At 69.1% G+C, this 18,039-nt stretch carries 13 protein-coding genes; 6 read left to right on the top strand and 7 right to left on the bottom strand.

Annotated features, from left to right (window positions below; translation table 11 throughout):
- Nucleotide 1: 1 nt before the first annotated feature.
- Nucleotides 2–826 (top strand): ABC transporter permease, encoded by an 825-nt coding sequence (locus tag CBQ26_RS07985; protein ID WP_216360344.1) that lies wholly within the window; start codon nucleotides 2–4, stop codon nucleotides 824–826.
- A gap of 239 nt (nucleotides 827–1,065) precedes the next feature.
- Here the strand turns inward: CBQ26_RS07985 and CBQ26_RS07980 are convergent, their stop codons facing one another.
- The gene (locus CBQ26_RS07980; RefSeq protein WP_088248113.1) at nucleotides 1,066–1,875 is read right to left on the bottom strand and encodes an HD-GYP domain-containing protein; all 810 of its coding nucleotides are present in this window, start codon (nucleotides 1,873–1,875) and stop codon (nucleotides 1,066–1,068) included.
- A gap of 155 nt (nucleotides 1,876–2,030) precedes the next feature.
- Between CBQ26_RS07980 and CBQ26_RS07975 the strand changes: the two genes are divergently transcribed.
- Genes CBQ26_RS07975 through CBQ26_RS07965 form a run of 3 tightly spaced genes read left to right on the top strand, consistent with a single transcriptional unit; the run spans nucleotide 2,031 to nucleotide 5,821 of the window.
- Nucleotides 2,031–2,546, top strand: a complete 516-nt coding sequence (locus tag CBQ26_RS07975; RefSeq protein WP_088248112.1) for a putative pterin-binding protein — start codon at nucleotides 2,031–2,033, stop codon at nucleotides 2,544–2,546.
- A 3-nt stretch (nucleotides 2,547–2,549) separates the two neighbouring features.
- Nucleotides 2,550–5,453, top strand: coding sequence for a PAS domain S-box protein (locus tag CBQ26_RS07970; protein WP_088248111.1), 2,904 nt, complete (start codon nucleotides 2,550–2,552; stop codon nucleotides 5,451–5,453).
- On the top strand, nucleotides 5,450–5,821 hold the full coding sequence (locus CBQ26_RS07965) for a response regulator transcription factor (RefSeq protein ID WP_088248110.1): 372 nt from the start codon (nucleotides 5,450–5,452) through the stop codon (nucleotides 5,819–5,821). Before CBQ26_RS07970 ends, CBQ26_RS07965 begins: the two co-directional genes overlap by 4 nt.
- A 12-nt stretch (nucleotides 5,822–5,833) precedes the next feature.
- On the opposite strand, the gene CBQ26_RS07960 is transcribed toward CBQ26_RS07965, so the two are convergent.
- The 4 genes from CBQ26_RS07960 to CBQ26_RS07945 are packed head-to-tail and all read right to left on the bottom strand — an operon-like array spanning nucleotide 5,834 to nucleotide 11,115.
- Nucleotides 5,834–7,759: an ATP-binding protein gene (locus CBQ26_RS07960; protein WP_088248109.1), complete on the bottom strand. Its 1,926-nt coding sequence runs from the start codon at nucleotides 7,757–7,759 to the stop codon at nucleotides 5,834–5,836.
- Entirely contained in the window at nucleotides 7,756–8,184 is a 429-nt protein-coding gene (locus tag CBQ26_RS07955; RefSeq protein ID WP_088248108.1) for a response regulator, read from the bottom strand. Before CBQ26_RS07955 ends, CBQ26_RS07960 begins: the two co-directional genes overlap by 4 nt.
- A gap of 1 nt (nucleotide 8,185) precedes the next feature.
- On the bottom strand, nucleotides 8,186–10,504 hold the full coding sequence (locus tag CBQ26_RS07950) for an ATP-binding protein (protein ID WP_216360343.1): 2,319 nt from the start codon (nucleotides 10,502–10,504) through the stop codon (nucleotides 8,186–8,188).
- Nucleotides 10,501–11,115, bottom strand: coding sequence for a biliverdin-producing heme oxygenase (locus CBQ26_RS07945; RefSeq protein ID WP_088248107.1), 615 nt, complete (start codon nucleotides 11,113–11,115; stop codon nucleotides 10,501–10,503). Before CBQ26_RS07945 ends, CBQ26_RS07950 begins: the two co-directional genes overlap by 4 nt.
- A 110-nt stretch (nucleotides 11,116–11,225) precedes the next feature.
- Here CBQ26_RS07945 and CBQ26_RS07940 point away from each other — a divergent pair, with 110 nt between their 5' ends.
- Nucleotides 11,226–13,787 carry an ATP-binding protein gene (locus CBQ26_RS07940; RefSeq protein ID WP_088248106.1) on the top strand — a complete coding sequence of 854 codons (2,562 nt, stop codon included), beginning with the start codon at nucleotides 11,226–11,228 and terminating at the stop codon, nucleotides 13,785–13,787.
- Between the two features lie 215 nt (nucleotides 13,788–14,002).
- Here CBQ26_RS07940 and CBQ26_RS07935 read toward each other — a convergent pair whose 3' ends face one another.
- Nucleotides 14,003–15,238, bottom strand: coding sequence for a trans-sulfuration enzyme family protein (locus CBQ26_RS07935; protein ID WP_088248105.1), 1,236 nt, complete (start codon nucleotides 15,236–15,238; stop codon nucleotides 14,003–14,005).
- A gap of 132 nt (nucleotides 15,239–15,370) precedes the next feature.
- Between CBQ26_RS07935 and CBQ26_RS07930 the strand changes: the two genes are divergently transcribed.
- Nucleotides 15,371–16,765, top strand: a complete 1,395-nt coding sequence (locus CBQ26_RS07930; protein ID WP_088248104.1) for an MATE family efflux transporter — start codon at nucleotides 15,371–15,373, stop codon at nucleotides 16,763–16,765.
- Between the two features lie 160 nt (nucleotides 16,766–16,925).
- Here the strand turns inward: CBQ26_RS07930 and CBQ26_RS07925 are convergent, their stop codons facing one another.
- Nucleotides 16,926–18,035 carry a GGDEF domain-containing protein gene (locus tag CBQ26_RS07925; RefSeq protein WP_088248103.1) on the bottom strand — a complete coding sequence of 370 codons (1,110 nt, stop codon included), beginning with the start codon at nucleotides 18,033–18,035 and terminating at the stop codon, nucleotides 16,926–16,928.
- Nucleotides 18,036–18,039 lie beyond the last annotated feature (4 nt).

The following is an 18,039-nucleotide window of genomic DNA, read 5'->3' as shown; positions in this document are numbered from 1 at the left end:
CGTGAGTCTGGAAACCGGAACGCCCGGCGTGGCCCCGGTGCCGCGCGCCCTGCCGCCCGCCACCCTGGCCAGACTGCGCCCGCTTGTGCCGCCCACCCTGGCGATCCTGGCGTTCTTCGCCGTTTGGGAACTGGCGTGCCAACTGTTCAGCATCCCGCCGTTCATCCTGCCCACGCCCAGCGCGTCGGTCGCGTCCATCTTCCAGTTTGCGCCGGCCGTGGCGGGGCACGCCGGGCAGACGCTGACGACCACCCTGATCGGCTTCGCGCTCAGCGTCGTGCTGGGCGTGGCGCTGGGCGCCCTGGTGGGCCTGAACCGCACGGCGTATCAGGCGCTGTACCCGCTGCTGATCGGCTTCAACGCCGTGCCCAAGGCGGCGCTGGTGCCGGTCCTGGTCATCTGGTTCGGCGTGGGACCCGTCCCGGCCGTGCTGACCGCGTTCCTGATCTCGTTCTTCCCGGTGGTCGTGAACGTCGCCACCGGCCTCGCCACGGTAGAGCCCGAACCGCGCGAACTGCTGCGGGCGCTGGGCGCTTCACCCTGGGAGGTCTTTTCCAAGGTGAGCCTGCCGCGCGCCCTGCCGTACTTCTTCGCGTCCCTGAAAGTCGCGGTCACGCTGGCGTTCGTGGGCAGCATCATCAGCGAACTGGCCGCCAGCAACAAGGGGATCGGCGTGATGATGAACCAGGCCGCCAGCTCCTTCCAGGTGCCGCTGGTGTTCGGCGGCGTGCTGCTGGTCAGCGCCATGGGCGTGCTGCTGTACGCGGTCTTTGCGCTGATCGAATCCCGCCTGACCGGCTGGGCCTACCGGGGAAACCAGGGCTGATACCGCTTCGGCCCGTTTCTCTCCTGCTCTGCGGGGTAGCTCTACGGGTCGCATCCGGTCGGACCCAGCGGGCTTTGCAGGCCCGTTCAACCGGTGTCCGTGCCATACGGGTTCCGTTTGTTTCGCCAACAATCCGGAACGTCACCGGATTGCCGGCTCCACGTCCGGAACCCGTTTCTCTCCTTCTCGCATCCGCTCGGGTTGAATGGGCTTTGCAGCCCGTTCAATCCGAGTCCGTTTCAGTCGTGGCTGGAACCGTCTGTGGTGTCGGGGCGGTACAGGTCCAGCGCGCCGGAGTCGAGGAACGCTTCGATCATGTCCGGGTCGAACTGGTGGTCGCGGCCGCGCAGCAGTTCCTGCGTGACCTGATTGACACTCAACGCCTGCCGGTAGGGACGGTCGGTCAGCATGGCGTCCACTGCGTCCACGACGGCCAGCAGGCGACCCTGCACGGGAATGTCCGTTCCGGCGAGGCGGTCGGGGTAGCCGCGTCCATCCCAGCGTTCGTGGTGGTGCAGGACGAATGGGCGGGCGATGGTCAGCGCGGGAAAACCGGCGATCATGTGCGCGCCGATGACGGGATGCTGCGTGATCGACTGGAACTCCGCGTCGGTCAGACGGCCGGGTTTGCGCAGGATGGTGTCTGACACTGAAGTCTTACCGATGTCGTGCAGCAGGGCGCCGAGGCGCACGTCTTCTAGCTTCGTGCTGTCCCAGCCGAGCGTGTGGGCCAGGGTCAGGGCGCTGGCCTGTACGCGCTGGGTGTGACGGCGCGTGTAAGGGTCGTGCGCGCCGAGCGCCACCACGAACGCGTGGACGACGGCGCGGGTTGCGGTTTCCAGTTCTGCCGTCTGCTGGCGGTACTTCAGGTACAGCGTGCCGAACTCGGCGGCGTACCGTTCAAGTTGCGCGGTGTACAGCGCGTCGTGTTCGGGCGTGACCGGTGCCGGGCTGTCCTGACCGGCCTGCGGAACCTCCGCGCTGGTACCGACCGGAGCGTCCGTCACGGCGTCCGTTCCGGTGGGTGGGGTCGGGTCGCGCGGGGTCATGCCGTCAGCGTACGCGCGGGACTCGTGCAGGAGTCTTTCAACCGGCGTCCCAGGAATCTGGCACCGGCCGGAAGCCTGCAAGAAAAGCGTAGGAGTCCGGCTGTCACGATGGCCGGAACACGCCCCGCGCGGGTGTGTGGGGAGGTTTCAGGATCATGAATGCCATCCGCATGTTCCCCCTGCTGCTGCTATGCGCCTGCCAGTCCGGGCCGGCGCCCTACGTGAAGGTCGGCCCGGATCCGGAACTGTCAGCGGCCGGGCCGGTGGTCCTGACGGTCACGCCCGCATCCGGGAAGGCCGTGACGTTCACCCGGGCGCAATTGGCGGCGCTGGGACTGGTGAGTTTCACGACGCCCGATCCGTCCCGCAAGAACGAAGTGCATGAGTACACGGGACCGCTTCTGAGCAGCGTGCTGGACGCGGCCGGTATCGCGCCGGACGCGACGCTGCACCTGACGGCGCACGACCGGTACGCCACCGACCTGAAGCTGGGGCCGCTGCGGGACGTGCCGGTGATCGTGGCACTCAAATCTGGAGGGGAACTGCTGGAACTCCGGAATTACGGGCCGGTGTACCTGACCTTCCCGTATCACGCCTTCAAGCTCGACCCGACCGTCTACAACGCCGCGTGGGTGTGGCAGATGATGGGCATCACGGAACGCACGGATTGAGCGGTGCGGGGCCTGCTGAACCGGAAGGCAGGGCGGGGCGGGTGGGCCGCGCCGCTCAGTCTGCTGCTGGCGGCGGTGGTCGTGCTGACCGCCGGGAGTTTCGCATTCACGTTCGTGCACCTCAACCGCGTGGCGCAACTGTCCGGAGCGTCCATCACCGGGTGGTCGTTCTCGGAGTTCGTGCGGCAGACGGCCGAGGTGCAGGTCCTGGTCGCGCGCGGAGCTACAGCCGCGCAACTGGAGGTGCCACTTGCCATTCTGCAGTCCAAGGGGCAGGTCGTGGCGGACGAGCGGCTCGTGGATCAGTTGTCTGCAGTGGAGCGCGACGCCCTGCAGCGCACGGTGGAAACTGTGCAGGCGTTCACGCCGGCGCGCCTGAGTAGGGCCGGCGGTGTCGAGCAGATGGAGGCCGTGATGGGTGTAGCGTTACGGACGTACACGGCGGCCCTGCAGGCACTGGATCGTCAGCGCAGCGGCATTGCCGCGAACCTTCGCGCGGCAGAACGGACCCTGACGGGCCTGGGGGCGTTGCTGGTGATCCTCAGCGTTTTCACCGTGTCGTCACTGCTGCGCAATGCCGCGCGGGCGCTGGCGACAGAGGTCAGACGGACCCGTGAAGCTGAGCGGGCGCGGGCGGAACTGGAGCGGGGCGCCGAAGCGTTACGGGCCGCTCAGGCCGAAGCGCAGCGCGAACGGGATTTCGCGGTGCAGCTCACGGAAACCATGGGGGAGGGCCTGATCGTGACCGACGCGGACGGGCAGTTCTCGTACGTGAACCCGGCCTTCGCGGCGCTGGTGGAACGGGCGCAGGCGGAACTGCTGGGTGAGCCGGTCGACCGCGTGCTGCCGGATCTGAATCCCTGGCCGGCGGACGGAACTGGCCGGCGCGTGGCGGAGGTCGTGCTGCGCCGTCCGGACGGGCAGGAGCGGCAGGTACTCGTGACAGCCGTGGCCCGCACGACCGGCGGGCAGATTGCCGTTCTGACGGACCTGACGGACCTGAAGCGTGCCCAGGCGCGCCTGCGGGCGCTGTATGACGTGGTGGCCGCGCCGGGCCCCGGTGCAGGCAGCGGCCCGGGTGACGCGGAACTGAACTGGACGCTGACGCGGCTGCTCCAGCTCGGCCGGGACGCATTCGGTGGCGTGGGTGCGTACGCCGTGCCGGACGGCACCTCATGGCGGTTGACGCTGCTGGTCGGACCGGTGGATCCGGAGGACCTGCAAGTTCGGGCAGGCCTGCTCGACTGCGCCGCACGGTCCGGGCCAGACGGACGACACTGCGGGAACGGGCAGGTATGCACGGTGCCGGTCCGGGTCGGCGGCGAAACGCGCGGCGTGCTGATCTTCCAGCGTGATTCTCTGGACTTACCGTTCAGCGCGGCCGACGAGGATTACCTACGCCTGATCGGACAGTGGGCCGAGACGCACGCCGAACGGGAGCAGGCGGGCACCCTCCTGCGCTCCAGCGAGGCCCGCCTGAAGGCGATCGTCGGCGCGTCGCTGGACGCCATCATCACCAGTGACGAGCGGGGCGTCATCACGGAATTCAACCCGGCGGCCGAGCAGATCTTCGCCCTTCCGCAGGCCAGCGCGATCGGTCAGCCCATGGCGCAGCTGATCGTGCCGCCCGGTATGCGACAGGCGCATACGCTCGGCATGGAACGCGTGAGAGGCGGCGGACCGGACCGCATGCTCGGGCAGCGGCTGGAACTGTTCGCCTGCCGCGCGGACGGGCAGGAATTCCCGGTGGAGTTGAGCGTCGTGCGCCTCCCGACCGTCCCACCCGTGTACGCCGGGTTCCTGCGGGACATCACGGAGCGCCGCGCAGCGGAGGCGCAACTGCGGGATCGGACCGTGCAGCTCGACTCGGTGTTCAAGGTCAGTCCGGACGGGTTCGTGACCTTCGGCCCGGACGGCCGGATCACCGAGTCCAATCCCGCCTTCGAGCGGCTGACCGGCCTGAGCGCCGCCGAACTGGCGGGCCTGGACGAGGCGGAACTGGAAGCGCTGCTGGTCGCGCGCAGCGAGGCCGTGCCGCTGGCGGGCCTGGGTGGGGACGCCGTGCAGGTCGCCTGCCCGGCCCGGCGCGTGCTGAAACGCGCCACGCGCGTCATGAAAGGCCGCGACGGAGAAGCGCTGGGCCGCGTCATGTACTTCCGGGACATCACGCCGGAAGCGGAGATCAGCCTCATGAAGAGCGAGTTCCTGTCCACGGCTGCCCATGAACTGCGCACGCCGATGACCAGCATCTACGGGTTCACGGAACTGCTCCTGACCCGCTCGCTGGACGCGGACACCACCCGCGACCTGCTGGACACCATCTACCGCCAGGCGGGCCGTCTGATCGTCCTGCTGGGCGAACTGCTGGACCTCGCGCGGATCGAGGCGCGCGACCGGCAGGACTTCGAGTTTCTGGAGCAGCCGCTCGCGCCGCTGGTGCGCGGCGCGGCGCGGGCCTTCACGCCCCCCGGCGACACGGAGCGCCTGCACCTGAGCGTCCCGGACGACCTGAACGTCCGGGTGGACGCCGCGAAGTTCCAGCAGGCGCTTGGGAACGTCCTCTCGAACGCTTTCAAGTACTCCCCCGGCGGCGGGGACGTCCACGTTCAGGTGGCGGCCGCGCCGGGCGCAGCGGTGACGGTCCGCGTGACCGACCGGGGCGTCGGCATGACTGCCGATCAGGCCCGCCGCGCCTTCGAACGTTTCTACCGGGCCGACACGTCCGGCCGCATTCCGGGCACCGGTCTGGGGCTCAGTCTGGTGCAGGAGATCATGCGCTGTCATGGGGGCGAGGCGACCCTGACGAGCGTTCCGGGGCAGGGGACCGCCGTTACTCTCTCGTTTCCTGCCGCGGCGCCTGCCGGGGGCGCGGCAGGTTCAGTCCCGGCACAGGCAGGCCACCCATGAACCGAACCATCTTGATTGCCGACGACCACGCGGACCTCCGCAAACTGATCCGCATGACCCTGCTGGGCGGCCCGTTCACGGTCATCGAGGCCGAGGACGGCGTGCAGGCGCTCGCCGGGGCGCGCCGTCACCGGCCGGACCTGATCATCCTGGACGTGATGATGCCTGGTGAACTCGACGGGTATCAGGTGTGCGCGGCGGTGAAGGCCGACCCGGCGCTGCGGCACGTGCCGGTGATCCTGGTCACGGCCCGCGCGCAGCGTGCCGACCTGCAGGCCGGGCAGGAGGCTGGCGCGGACGCCTACCTGATCAAGCCGTTCAGTCCGATGGAACTGCTGGAACGGGTCACGGCGACGCTGGGCACCTGATCCGTCCTGCGCTCAGGGCGCTGTGTCGCCCGACTGGAAGGGAACCGTGAAATGCACGTCCGTGCCGCCCTGTGCGTTACCGGCCAGCCAGATGGTGCCGCCACGTCCCTCGACGATCTTGCGGCACAGGGCCAGGCCGATGCCGTTGCCCTGGTAGTGGTCGCGGGTGTGCAAACGCTGGAAAATCACGAACACCCGTTCGAAGTACGCCGGGTCGATGCCGATGCCGTTGTCGCTGACCGTGAACTGCCAGCCGTCCGGGTGCGGCCGGGCACTCAGGTGGACCCGCGGGGGCGTGCCTTCGCGGCGGAATTTCAGCGCGTTGCCGATCAGATGCTGAAGTAACTGCGTAAACTGGGTGGGGTCCACCATCAGCCGTGGCAGCGGCCCCACCTGAATCTGAGCGCCGGTCTGGTGGATCAGAGGCTCCCACTGAGCGGTGACGTTCGCGGTTATGGCATTCAGGTCACTGAGGGTCGGCACGCTCGGCTGGGTGTTCAGGCGGCTGACAGCCAGAACGTCCTCAATGAGGGTGGACATCCGCTGGGCTCCCGCTACCGTAATGTCGATGTAGCGCCGGGCCCGCTCGTCGAGTTGAGGTCCGTAGCGGCTCTGCAACAGTTGCGTGAAGGAACTGATTGTCCGTAACGGTTCTTTCAGGTCGTGACTGGCGACGTACGCGAACTGCTCGAGTTCGCGGTTGCTGCGCTCCAGCGCGGCCGTGCGGGCCTGCACCCGCTCCTCCAGGTATTCACGGTGCTCACGGTCCGCTTCGACCAGCGCCGAGCGTGTCAGGGCGTCAGAGAGGAGTTGTCCCAGCGTCAGAAGCAACGTTTCCCTATCGCGGTCCAGTGGATCGCCTGGGTTGAGAATGGCCAGCACGCCCAGCAGGACCCCTGGGTAACCTGTTCCATCCGTGTCGCGCACGAGTGGAAGCGCCGTCCAATAGCCATCCCGGACGACGTCAGTCACGTCCGGCGTCACTGCCATCATCAGACGCCGCAGATCGTCGGAAGCCGGATCGGTCAGGCCACTGAACTGCCACGCACCCAATACATCACCGGGAACGGCCAGCACGATCTGATCCGTGCCGAGCAGGTCGCGGCTGATCTGCAGGGCTGCGTTCAGGACGTCCTGACGTTCCCGGACGGTGTTCAGGGTAACGGCCGCGTCGTACAACTGCTGGAGCTGCTCTGACTGCCTGTTCGCCCGTTGCTCGGCCTGGCGGCGGTCAGTGACGTCATACAGATAGGCAGTCAGGCCGGCGTCCGAGGGATACAGCCGCGCGTGCAGCCAGCGGTGGGTGCTGTCCACGGGCACTTCAGCTGTGGTGAATTCGCCACTGTCCTGCGCGCGTCGCATGGCACTTGCGAAGGCGCCGCTGCTGTCCCACGCGAACGGCGGACCGGGCATGGGTAACTGAGTTCCGAGCAGTTCAGCTGCGGCGCTGTTCAGTTCTTCCAGCTGACCATCCGGTCCGAAGCTCAGGAACCCGTCCGTGATGGATCCCAGGATCGTGGCTGTGCGCTCCTGCGACCGGCGTAACTCACGTTCCAGCAGATGGGTGTTCAGCGCCCGGTTCAGGGATTGCCTCAGTTGTTCGGCCGTCAGGCGCCCTTTGACAAGGTAATCCTGAGCGCCAAGCTGTATGGCCTGCACCGCCACCTGTTCGTCCCCGACGCCGGTCAGGACGATGACAGCGCAATCAGGCTCGGCGTCCTGCAGGAATTCCAGACCGGTCATGTCCGGCAACCGGTAGTCGAGCAGTAGTGCGTCGGGTGCCCACTCACTCAGGGCCTTCATGGCGTCTTCTCCGAGAGCTTCGACGCGGGTTCTGATCTCGAAGGCATCCCAGCCTCGCAGGTGGTGGCCGTACATGGCCGCGTCTTCCGGGCTGTCCTCGACGATCAGGAGGCGCAACGGCGCCCGGGCGGTCACATGCGCCCCGGCGGTTCAGGCAGGCGCGCCAGACCCAACCAGAAATCCAGTGTGACGCGCAACTGCTCGGTGAACTGATCGAAGTTCACGGGTTTGATCAGGTAAGCGTTCACGCCGAGATCGTAACAGGCGTTGACGTCTTCCTCATTGGCGGATGTGGACAGCACCACCACCGGGAGTGAACGCAGGTAGGGTTCGTGACGGATAAAGGACAGCACCTCACGTCCATCGGTGCCAGGGAGGTTCAGGTCCAGCAATACCAGTTGTGGCCAGGGACGCGTGCGGTCCTGCAGGCGTTCTATCGCCTGATCACCGTCCTGACAGCGTTCCAGAAGGTCGGTGCGTTCCAGGCGGCGCATGGCCCAGCCGATCGCCTCGAAATCCTCGTCGCTGTCTTCAACGATCAGGATCGGGTGCGGGTGCATATCAGGTTTCCAGCGTGAAATAGAACACGCTGCCCTGGCCGTACTCGCTGTTCACCCAGATCTGTCCGCCGTGCCGTTCGACGATCTTGCGGACGATGGTAAGGCCCGCACCGGTGCCGCCGCCGAACTGGTCGCGGGCGTGCAGGCGTTTGAAGATCCGGAAGATGTTCTCGAAGTGCTTCTCGCGGATGCCGATGCCGTTGTCACTCACGAACAGGATGGTCGCGTGGTCCGGCACGCCGGCCGGCACGGGTAGATCGGCCCGCTCTTCCGGGCGCAGCGTGCCGATCTGCACGGCCGGCTGGGGTTTATCGTTGTACTTCATGGCGTTCGTGATCAGGTTGCTGAAGATTTCGCCGGTCCGCACGCGGTCCACCGTCAGTGTGGGCAGGTCCGGCGCCACCTGCACGTTCACCCGTAACTGCTCGAGTCGGGGTGAGAGGACGTCCAGTACCTCTCGCATCAGCTCGTTGAGGTCAGTCGCCCGGAAACTCAGGTCCATGCGCCCTACACGCGAGTACAGGAGCAGCGAGTCGATCAGCGCGTCCATGCGCTGCGTGAGGCGCACCAGCGTCCGCAGTTTCGCCGCGCCGTCCTCGTCAAGCTGATGCTCGTACGCCTCCAGCAGGAACACCGAGTAGTTGTGCAGGCCACGCAGCGGCTCCTTCAGATCATGGCTGGCGATGTACGCGAAAGCGTCCAGGTCGGCGTTGCTGCGCTCCAGGTCGGCGTTACTGCGTTCCAGGTGATCGTTCAATGCGCCCAGCTCGTCCATGCGGCGCAGCACGACCGACATGATCGCCCGCCGCAGCGCCCGCGCCGCCGCGAGTTCCTCCGGCAACCAGGGACGGGAGCGGCCGCGCACGGTCTCCATCCACGCCTCGAAGGATCGGCGGGGCGTGAGCCGTTCGGAGCCGTCCGGGGCAACCTCGACCGGTTTGTTCGGGTCGCCGCCCCAGGTGACGGTCTGCAACTCCTCCGGGCGGAACCACATCACGTAGTCGTGCCGGGACTGCGAGAGCCGCACGGCCAGCAGCCCGCTCGCCTGCGCGGTGAACGCCGCGGCCGGCGGGTACTCCTGCGAGAGCGCGGCAGTGTGCAGCACGTCCCCGTCCGCGTGGACGTCCAACCACATCTGAAGCGCCTGAATCTGCTCCCGCGGCGGCGTGACGCCCAGCAACACCGTCTCGCCGTTCAGGATCACGGCCGCGCCGGGCGTGTGAATCAGCTGCAGCAGGTTCGTGTCGCTGCCGACCAGCGCCTCGAGCAGGTCGCGTTCCTCGGCCATGCGTTCGACCAGCTGCGTCTGCGCGGCCTTCAGGTTCAGACGGTACGACTGGTCCAATTGCTCCTGCCGGGCACTGACCTGCACGCTCGCCACCTGTCCCAGCAGCTCGCAGGCGGAGCGCAGGTCGTACGGCAGGTGCCGGGGCGTCTGGTGATGGCAGGCGATCAGGCCCCACAGCTCCTTCCCATGCACCAGGCTGACGCTCATGGACGCACCGACGCCCATGTTCTTCAGGTACTGGATGTGAACAGGGGAGACGCTGCGCAGCACGCAGTAACTCATGTCGAGCGGTTCGCTCCCGGTCTCCCGGCTGAACATCGGCGCTGGCTCGTACGAGACGTCCGCGATGATCCGCAGCGGGTTCTGCACGTACAACGCCCGCGCCTGGCGGGGAATGTCCGACGCGGGGTACCGCAGACCGAGGAACGGCGTGAGGTCGTCGCGGCGCTCCTCGGCGATCACGGTGCCCGTGCCGTCCTCACCGAACTGGTACACCATCACCCGGTCGAACCCCGTCAGTTGCTGCACTTCGCGCGCCAGCACCGACGTGAACTCCGCCAGACCCGAGGTGCTGTTCAGGCGGTTCAGGGCGCGCTTGACCTCGGCGTAGGCGTCAACGCGGGGGCGCCCGGTATTCACCGCCTCGAATTCCAGGATCGTCAGCCCCGCCCGGCGGTGCGCGATCAGGTCGAACAGCCCCCGCCCGCCAGCGGGAGCACTCAGCAGGAACAGGGGATTGTCGTCCAGCGGCTCGCTGCGCAGCGACGCCCGCACCCGCTCGAGAACCTCGGGTTCCAGCAGCCGCTCCAGTCCGCCGTCAAGGACCTCCGCGACCTCCAGCCCGAAGTGCTGCGCGGTGTTGCCGCTGACCTGCACCGCCTGATCGTCCCGCAGCACCAGCATCACGCCGTGCGGCTGCGCCGCACCGGGAATGTGGATGGGTTCCCGGTCGCAGTTCGTCAGGTCGACCGGCTCGCCCAGCCGGGCGGTGCGGATCTCGCCGGGCGCGCGTTCCTCGCCCCCGCCGGTCACGTCAGGCTCCGCGTGACCGGTGGCGCCTGACGAACGGCCGGGGCGGCCGGCGGCACGAACAGCCCGAACGTGCGGCGCGCCGCGTCCGTGGCGCGTTCCGTGAAGGCCGCCCGGTCCGGGTCGCGGGCCACGCGCGCTTCCAGCGCCTCCCCGAACACCCGCCAGCGCGGCCCGGTCAGCGGGCCGTACCCGCCGTGGAAGGCCGTCCCGGCGCCCTCCAGGCCCAGCCGCGCCGCGACATGACGGCGGATCAACTGCCCGCCCAGCGTGGCACCCTCCAGCACGTACGCCGCGCCCCAGGCGTGCGCCTCGTCACGCAGGAACGCCTCGACGGCCCCGGCGTCCAGATCGGCGGCGGGCGTCACGTTCAGGTCGCGCATGTCACGGTCCAGCAGCGGCACCTTCAGGCGTGCCGGCCAGTCGAGCGCCGCCCTGCCTGCCCTGCCCAGCCCGGCCCCGACGCGCGGTTCCAGCGCGCCGTACAGGCTGCGCATGTCCCGCAGGACATCCCCGTAGCGTTGCCGGTCCAACGCCGGATCCATCAGATTCAGGTGAGCTTCAGCCCGCTCGTGCTGCTCGCGGGTACTGGACTTCAGGTGCGGCAGGATCACGCCTCCAGTTGTAGCAGAAAACGCGCGCGCCGCCCCCCCCTCGCCATAAAGAAAACCCTACGGTGAACCGCTCGGCGTCGACGGCATCGCGGCGCTATGCTGAGCCAGATATGACCGCGCCCGCCTCCTCGCTGCTGCCCCGCTGGCAGGAGGTCACCAGCGCCCTCTCTGCCGCCACCACCCTCACGCAGATAAGGGACGCCCTGCGTGGCTTCGGAGCTGACGTTGACCTCACCCACCCGGATGACCCACCGGCACCATGTGCGGACACTCCGCCGGACACCACGACAGTCGACCTGCAGTTCAGCGGCGCGGCCGGTCCTCTGACAGCCTGCCTGCGCTTCCCTCCCGGCGTCGGACTCAGTTCAGTGGACCACGCTTTGCTGGACGCCGTGCCGTCCCTGATCAACGCGGCGCTCGCACGAACGGCCCTGCCTGACGGAGGCCGCATCAAGGACAGGGAGGCGGCGCTTCGGGCCTTCATGCTGCTCACCGAAGAGCTTGGGGACGCGTCGGATCCCGACGCCCTGATCCGTATCGCTGACCGCGGCGTCCGTCAGCTGCTCCCCGGCGTCTCGCTGGCATTCATGGATCGCGCCGGGAGCGGCTGGTACGTCCGGTTCATGTCAGGCAACAGTGAACTGGACCTGACTCGGTCAGCGGCCAGTCACTCCCTGTCGAACATTCCCTCCCTGGACAGCGCGGTTCGCTCGGGTCAGCCCATCTTCGTCAACCACTGGAATGCCGACGCTGAGGGCCTCCCACATACCGCCCGATACCGCGCCGCTGCCCTGCAGGCCTTCTACCGCGACGGACAGGTCAGTGGCCTGCTGGCTGTCGGCACGACTGACCATGACACCTGGACAGAACTGGAAAAGGGCGTATTCGCTGCCGCCTGCCGCAGCCTGAACCTCGCGTTGAGCCGCGCATGGCACGTGCAGCAACTCGCAGAAGAACGCGCCGCTCTGGCCGCGTTCGTCAGTTTCGAAGAGCAGGTCCTGCACACCACCGACCTGCTGGACCTGTCGACCCGCGCCGCTGAGGTGCTGCGCGCCACTCTGGGCGATGTTGACGTCACGTACCTCGAAGCGCGAGCCGGAATCTGGACACCGGTCATGTCCGGCCACGAACTGACGCCAGACGTGACGGACCTGCTCCTGCCGCTGACCGCTCCTGAGAGCGTGGTGCCGCCGCAGGCTGGGCGCACACTGTTCTGCCCCTTCGATCACGCCACCCACGCGGTTGCTGTTCATGTCACTCCGCGCGGCGAGCAGACCGCCGGCCTGCTGGTCATGACCAACCATGCCAGCCGTGACTGGACCGAACGGGAACGCAGCGTGTTCCGCTCGGTCGGCCGCTCCCTGGGGATGGCGCTGGACCGCGCCGCGAAAGACGAACTGCTGCGCACACAAAACGCCTCCTTGCAGGCCCAGACCCGCTCGCTGGAAGCCTTCGCGCAGCTCAGCGCCGATCTGGGCGCCCAGGAAGACCGTTACGCCCTGATCCGCCGCGCCCAGGAAGTCGCGTTGTCGCTGCTACCCACAGGCTTCGCCGTGTACTACGAACCCGAAACCACTCCTGACGGCGCTCGACTGTGGCGCCTGAAATCCCAGGTGGGCGACATGGGCAACCCGGAACTCCAGCGAATCGTGGACGCCGGACTGGACTTCGGCCGCACCCTGAACCTGATCACGCCCTGGCAGACCGGTGAGCCGCTGTACCAGGACTCCTACGCACAGGACACCGACGGCCTGACGCAGGCCAAAGGGGTCGGCGCGACCGCCTGCCTGCCGCTGCTCGAGAATGGCGCGCCGGCCGGCGTGTTCTGCATCGTGCAGAGCGACGCCCGCACCTGGACACCCGCCGACCGGTCCCTGCTCAGCAGCGTCACGCGCAGCCTCGCCCTGGCGCTGGACCGCGCGCGGAGCGTCACGGAACTGCGGCGTTACTCGGCGGAACTCGAACGCAGCAACGCCGCCATGCACGGCGCCAACGAGGAACTCGAGGCGTTCGCCTACTCAGTCAGCCACGACCTGCGCGCCCCCGTGCGCCACATCGCGGGCTTCGCGGACCTGCTGCGCAAGGCGCTCAGCAGCGAATTGGACGCCAACCCCAAGGCGACCCGCGCCCTGAACATCATCACGGACTCCACCGCCCACATGAACGAACTGATCGACGCGATGCTGAACCTCTCGCGCACCGCGCGGCAGGAACTGCACGTCGGTCCCGTCGACCTGAATGACCTCGTGCGCGGCGTGCAGACCGACCTGGGACCCGACCTCCGGGGCCGCTCCGTGCAGTGGCGCGTGTCGGACCTGCCGGCCGTGCAGGGCGACGCAGCGCTGCTGCGGCAGGTCCTGTCGAACCTGATGGGCAACGCCGTGAAGTACACCGCCCGCCGCCCCGAGGCCCTGATCGAGATCTGGGCTGAGGCGCACCCGCACCAATGGACCGTGCACGTCCGCGACAACGGCGTCGGATTCGACAGCCGCTACGCGCACAAGCTGTTCGGCGTGTTCCAGCGGTTGCACCGCCCCGAGGACTTCGGCGGGACTGGCGTGGGACTCGCGAACGTGCGCCGCATCCTGGCCCGGCACGGGGGCAGCTGGGCCGCGCAGGGCGCGCTGGACCAGGGCGCGACCTTCTCGTTCTCCCTGCCGCGCGCCGACTGATACGGACTGCCGTCTGTTTCGCCAACAATCCGGAACGTCACCGTTCCTGCCGGCTCCACGTCCGGCAGCCCGCTGTTGCTCCAACTCGCTGCGCTCGGACCCAGCGGGCTTTGCAGCTTATTCAATCGGAGTCCGTATGAGGCGGTGCCTGACCGTCGCTGACTCCGCCCATTCCGCGTTTCCCGACTCCCGCTGCGTCCTGCCGTCCCGCGCGTTCAGGCCGGGCGCAGGTCCGGGCCGGTTCTCTCCGGATCGGGCGCAGCGACGTGCTTCAGGGCGCCCAGCACGTCGTCGATCAGGTCGGCGGGGTCCTCGATGCCCACGCTCAGGCGCACCAGGCCCGGTGTCACGCCCTGGCGGCGCAGGGCCTCGTCGCCAAGCAGGTGGTGGGTGGTGCTGCCGGGATGGCACGACAGGCTTTCCACGTCGCCCAGGCTGACCGCCTGCGTGAACAGCGTGAGGCTGTTCAGGAACGCGAACGCGGCGGCCTGACTGCCCAGGTCGAGGCTCAGCAGGCCCCCGAAGGCCCGCATCTGGCGGCGGGCGACCTCGTGGCCCGCGTGGCGGCTCAGGCCGGGGTAGTGCAGGGCGTGCAGGGCCGGGTGGCCGTCCAGGGCGGTGGCCAGCTCGGCGGCCCCGGCGCAGTGGGCGTCCATGCGCAGCGGCAGCGTCTTGAGGCCGCGCAGGAACAGGTACGCCTCGAAAGGTCCCAGGGACGCGCCCACGTGGCGCAGGCCCACGCCGCGCACCTCGGCCAGCAGGTCCGCCGGGCCGGCCAGGACGCCGCCGATGGCGTCGCCGTGCCCGCCGAGGTACTTGGTGGCGCTGTGCATCACGAGGTCGATGCCGTGCTCGGCCGGGCGGGTCAGGTAGGGACTGCTGAAGGTGTTGTCCGCGACGCTCAGGGCGCCGCAGGCGCGGGCCATGCGGGAGACCCGCGCCAGGTCCACGATGTTCAGGGCGGGATTGGTGGGCGTCTCGACCCAGATCAGGCGGGTCCTGGTGCCGCACAGGGCCTCGGCGGCGGTCTCGTCGGCGGCCTCATGGACGGTCACGCCGAATTTCGCGGCAACCTCGGTCAGGAAGCCAGTGGTGCCGCCGTACAGCGGCGCGATGAACACGATCTCGTCGCCGGGTTTCAGCAGCGTCAGGCACGCGGCGGACACGGCGCCCATGCCACTGGCGAAGGCCACGGCGTCCGGCAGGTCCTCCAGGCTGGCGATCTTCTCCTCGAAGGCGCGGACGGTGGGGTTGGTCAGGCGCGAGTAGAAGTACCCCTGTTCCTCGCCCGCGAACAGGCGCGCGCCGCGTTCGGCGCTGCCGTATCCGAAGGTGCTGGTGGCGTAGATGGGCGTGGCGTGCGCCCCGGTGGCCGGGTCGAGGCCGTGTCCGGCGTGGACGGCGCGGGTGCGGAAGCCCCGCGGGCGGGACGGGTCTGGATTGTGGGTCATGCCCCACTGTACCGGACAGCCCTAACGAACGTTCGTTGAAATCCGGGCACAAGGAACGGGTGTCCGGCAGGACGGATCGCCTGCCCGCACCACCCGCCGGTCCCGAGCGGACGCGGCCCGTACACTGGCCGGATGCCGACCGATCTCCCTGCCTCCCCCCCCGCGCCGGCACCTGACCGTCCCCCCGGCGAGGGCGGCACGCTGCTGCGTCTCGCCGTGCCGGTCATCGTCTCGCAGTTCAGCGTGAACGCCCTGGCCCTGATCAGCACCGCCGTGATCGGCCGCCTCGGGCCGGCCGAACTGGCCGCCGTCGCCTACGGGAACGCCGCGTACTACCTGGGGTTCATCGTGCTGCTGGGCGTCATGCTGTCGGTCGCGCCGCGCGTGGCCGCCGCGCACGGCGCGGGCGACCCGGCCGGCGTGGCCCGCGCCGTGCGCGCCGGCCTGCTGCTGGCCGCGCTGCTGTCCGCCGCGTTCCTGCCCCTGGCCTTCCTGGCCGCGCACCTGATGCAGACCCACGCGCCCGACGGCCTGCGCGGCGACCTCGCCGGCCTGTACCTGCGCCTGTACGCGCTCGGCATGCCCGCCACGCTGGCCTTCAGCGCCCTGCGCGGCGCCCTGGAAGGCACCGGTCAGCCGCGCCCCGTCACCCTGACCGCGCTCGGCGGCGCCCTGAGTGCCGCCGCCCTGAGTCCCGCCCTGACCTTCGGCTGGGGCCCGCTGCCCGCCCTGGGCGTGGCGGGCGCCGCCCTGACCACCGTGATCGTGTACTGGGCCAGCGCGCTGATCCTGGCGTTCCTGGCCCGCTCGCGCCTCGCCGTCCCGAAGGCCGCGCCTGCGCCGGCCGGCACGGTCCGCGCGGAACTGCGCGTCCTGGCCCGCCTGGGCTGGCCCATCGGCCTGACCCTGGGCGCCGAGGGCGGCCTGTTCACCGTCACCTCCCTGCTGATGGCCCGCTTCGGCCCGGACGCCCTGGCCGCGCACAACGTGGCCCTGCAGGTCATCACGGCCGTGTTCATGATCCCGCTCGGACTGGCGACCGCCACCGGCATCCGCGTCGCGCACCACCACGGCGCCGGGAACCTGCGCGCCGCGCGCCGCGTGGGCCTGCTCGGCGCGGGCGCCGCCGTCCTGATCATGCTGCTCGTCAGCGTGTCGTACGTCCTGACGCCCGGCGCGGTCACGGGCGTGTTCGTGAACGTCCGCGACCCCGCCAACGCCGCCCTGGTCGCGCAGGCCGCCTCATTCCTGCTGATCGCCACGCTGTTCCAGGCCGCCGACGGCCTGCAGGTCACCGCGAACGCCGCGCTGCGCGGCCTGCAGGACACCCGCGTCCCCATGCTGATCTCGCTGGTCACGTACTGGATCGTGGGTCTGGGCAGCGGCGCCCTGCTGGCCTTCGGGCTGGGCCTGGGACCACGCGGCCTGTGGTTCGGGCTGTGCGCCGGCCTGATGTGCACGGCCGCGCTGCTGCTGGCCCGCTTCCTGCGCCGCACCGATACCCGCCGACCCCGGCAGCCCGCCTGACAGCGCCGGTCCTCCCGGCGGGGTTATACGGACTCCGATTGAATGGGCTGCAAAGCCCGTTCAATCCGAGCGGATGCGAGAAGGAGAGAAACGGGTTCCGGACGTGGAGCCAGCAATCCGGTGACATTCCGGATTGTTGGCGAAACAAACGGAATCCGTATTACACGCGCTCCGCCTGTTCCGTCCGTGACGCCGGACCCGGCGGGAGCGGTGCGGGCGCCGGGCTGTGCCCGGCCGGGCCGAGCTGCACGCGGTCCCGTCCGGCACCCTTGGCATCGTACAGGCGGCGGTCCGCGATGCGCAGCACGTCCCCCACCGAGACGCCCTCGTCGGAGGTCGCCACGCCCACGCTGGTCGTGACCGGAGGCAGGCCCGCCACGGCCGCCGTGCGGACCGCGTGCCAGACCTGCCCGGCCACGGCGCGCACCACCGGCGGGTCGCTGGTGTGCAGCAGGATCAGGAATTCCTCGCCGCCCCAGCGGGCCACGCTGCCCTGGTCGCCCAGCTGGCGTTGCAGGACGGCCGCCACGCGCCGCAGCACCTGATCGCCCACGTCGTGCCCGAAAGTGTCGTTCACGCGCTTGAAATGATCAATGTCGGCCAGCAGGACCGTGAACCCCCCGTTCCCGCCGCCATCCTCGTCCAGACTGCGCGTAAATGCCCGCTGGATGCGTTCGTACATGCCGCGCCGGTTGTCCAGGCCGGTCAGGACGTCGGTGCGCGACAGCCGGAACTGCTCGTCCGAGCGGGCGCGTTCCGCACTCACCTGCCGCCCGAAGTACGACAGGTGCGCGATCAGCAGGGCCGCCAGCGCCAGCTGACCCAGCAGCACCACGTCGCTGCCCGTGACGACCGACAGGCCCGCGAAGATGGCCAGCAGCGTCACGGTGTACGCCAGGGCCGGACGGACCGGCAGTACGCTGAACGCCGCGATCACCAGGAACACGCCGGGAAAGTAACTGCGGACCGGAATGGCCTGCTGAAGGCGCAGCAGCTCCAGCAACTGCGTCACCACGATGCCGGACGCGCCCAGCAGCACGGTGTAGTCCACCAGCAGCCACGGCACGCGCGAGAAGCGCAGCAGCGCCGCCACACCCAGACACAGCGCCAGTCCAGCCACGACACTGGTCTCCATCTGACCGCGCCGCAGGTCGGCCAGCAGGACCACCAGCAGCGCCCCGGCCGCGAGCAGGCACACGGCCACGTACACCCGCCGCCGGAGCGGTTCCTGCGCGCGGGACGGGGGCTGATGCGGGGTATGCGGAAGCATGAAT

This window comes from Deinococcus indicus (assembly GCF_002198095.1).
GTDB lineage: Bacteria > Deinococcota > Deinococci > Deinococcales > Deinococcaceae > Deinococcus > Deinococcus caeni.
The sequence above is the reverse complement of the archived record's forward strand: the minus strand, read 5'-3'. Positions and strand labels throughout refer to the sequence as shown.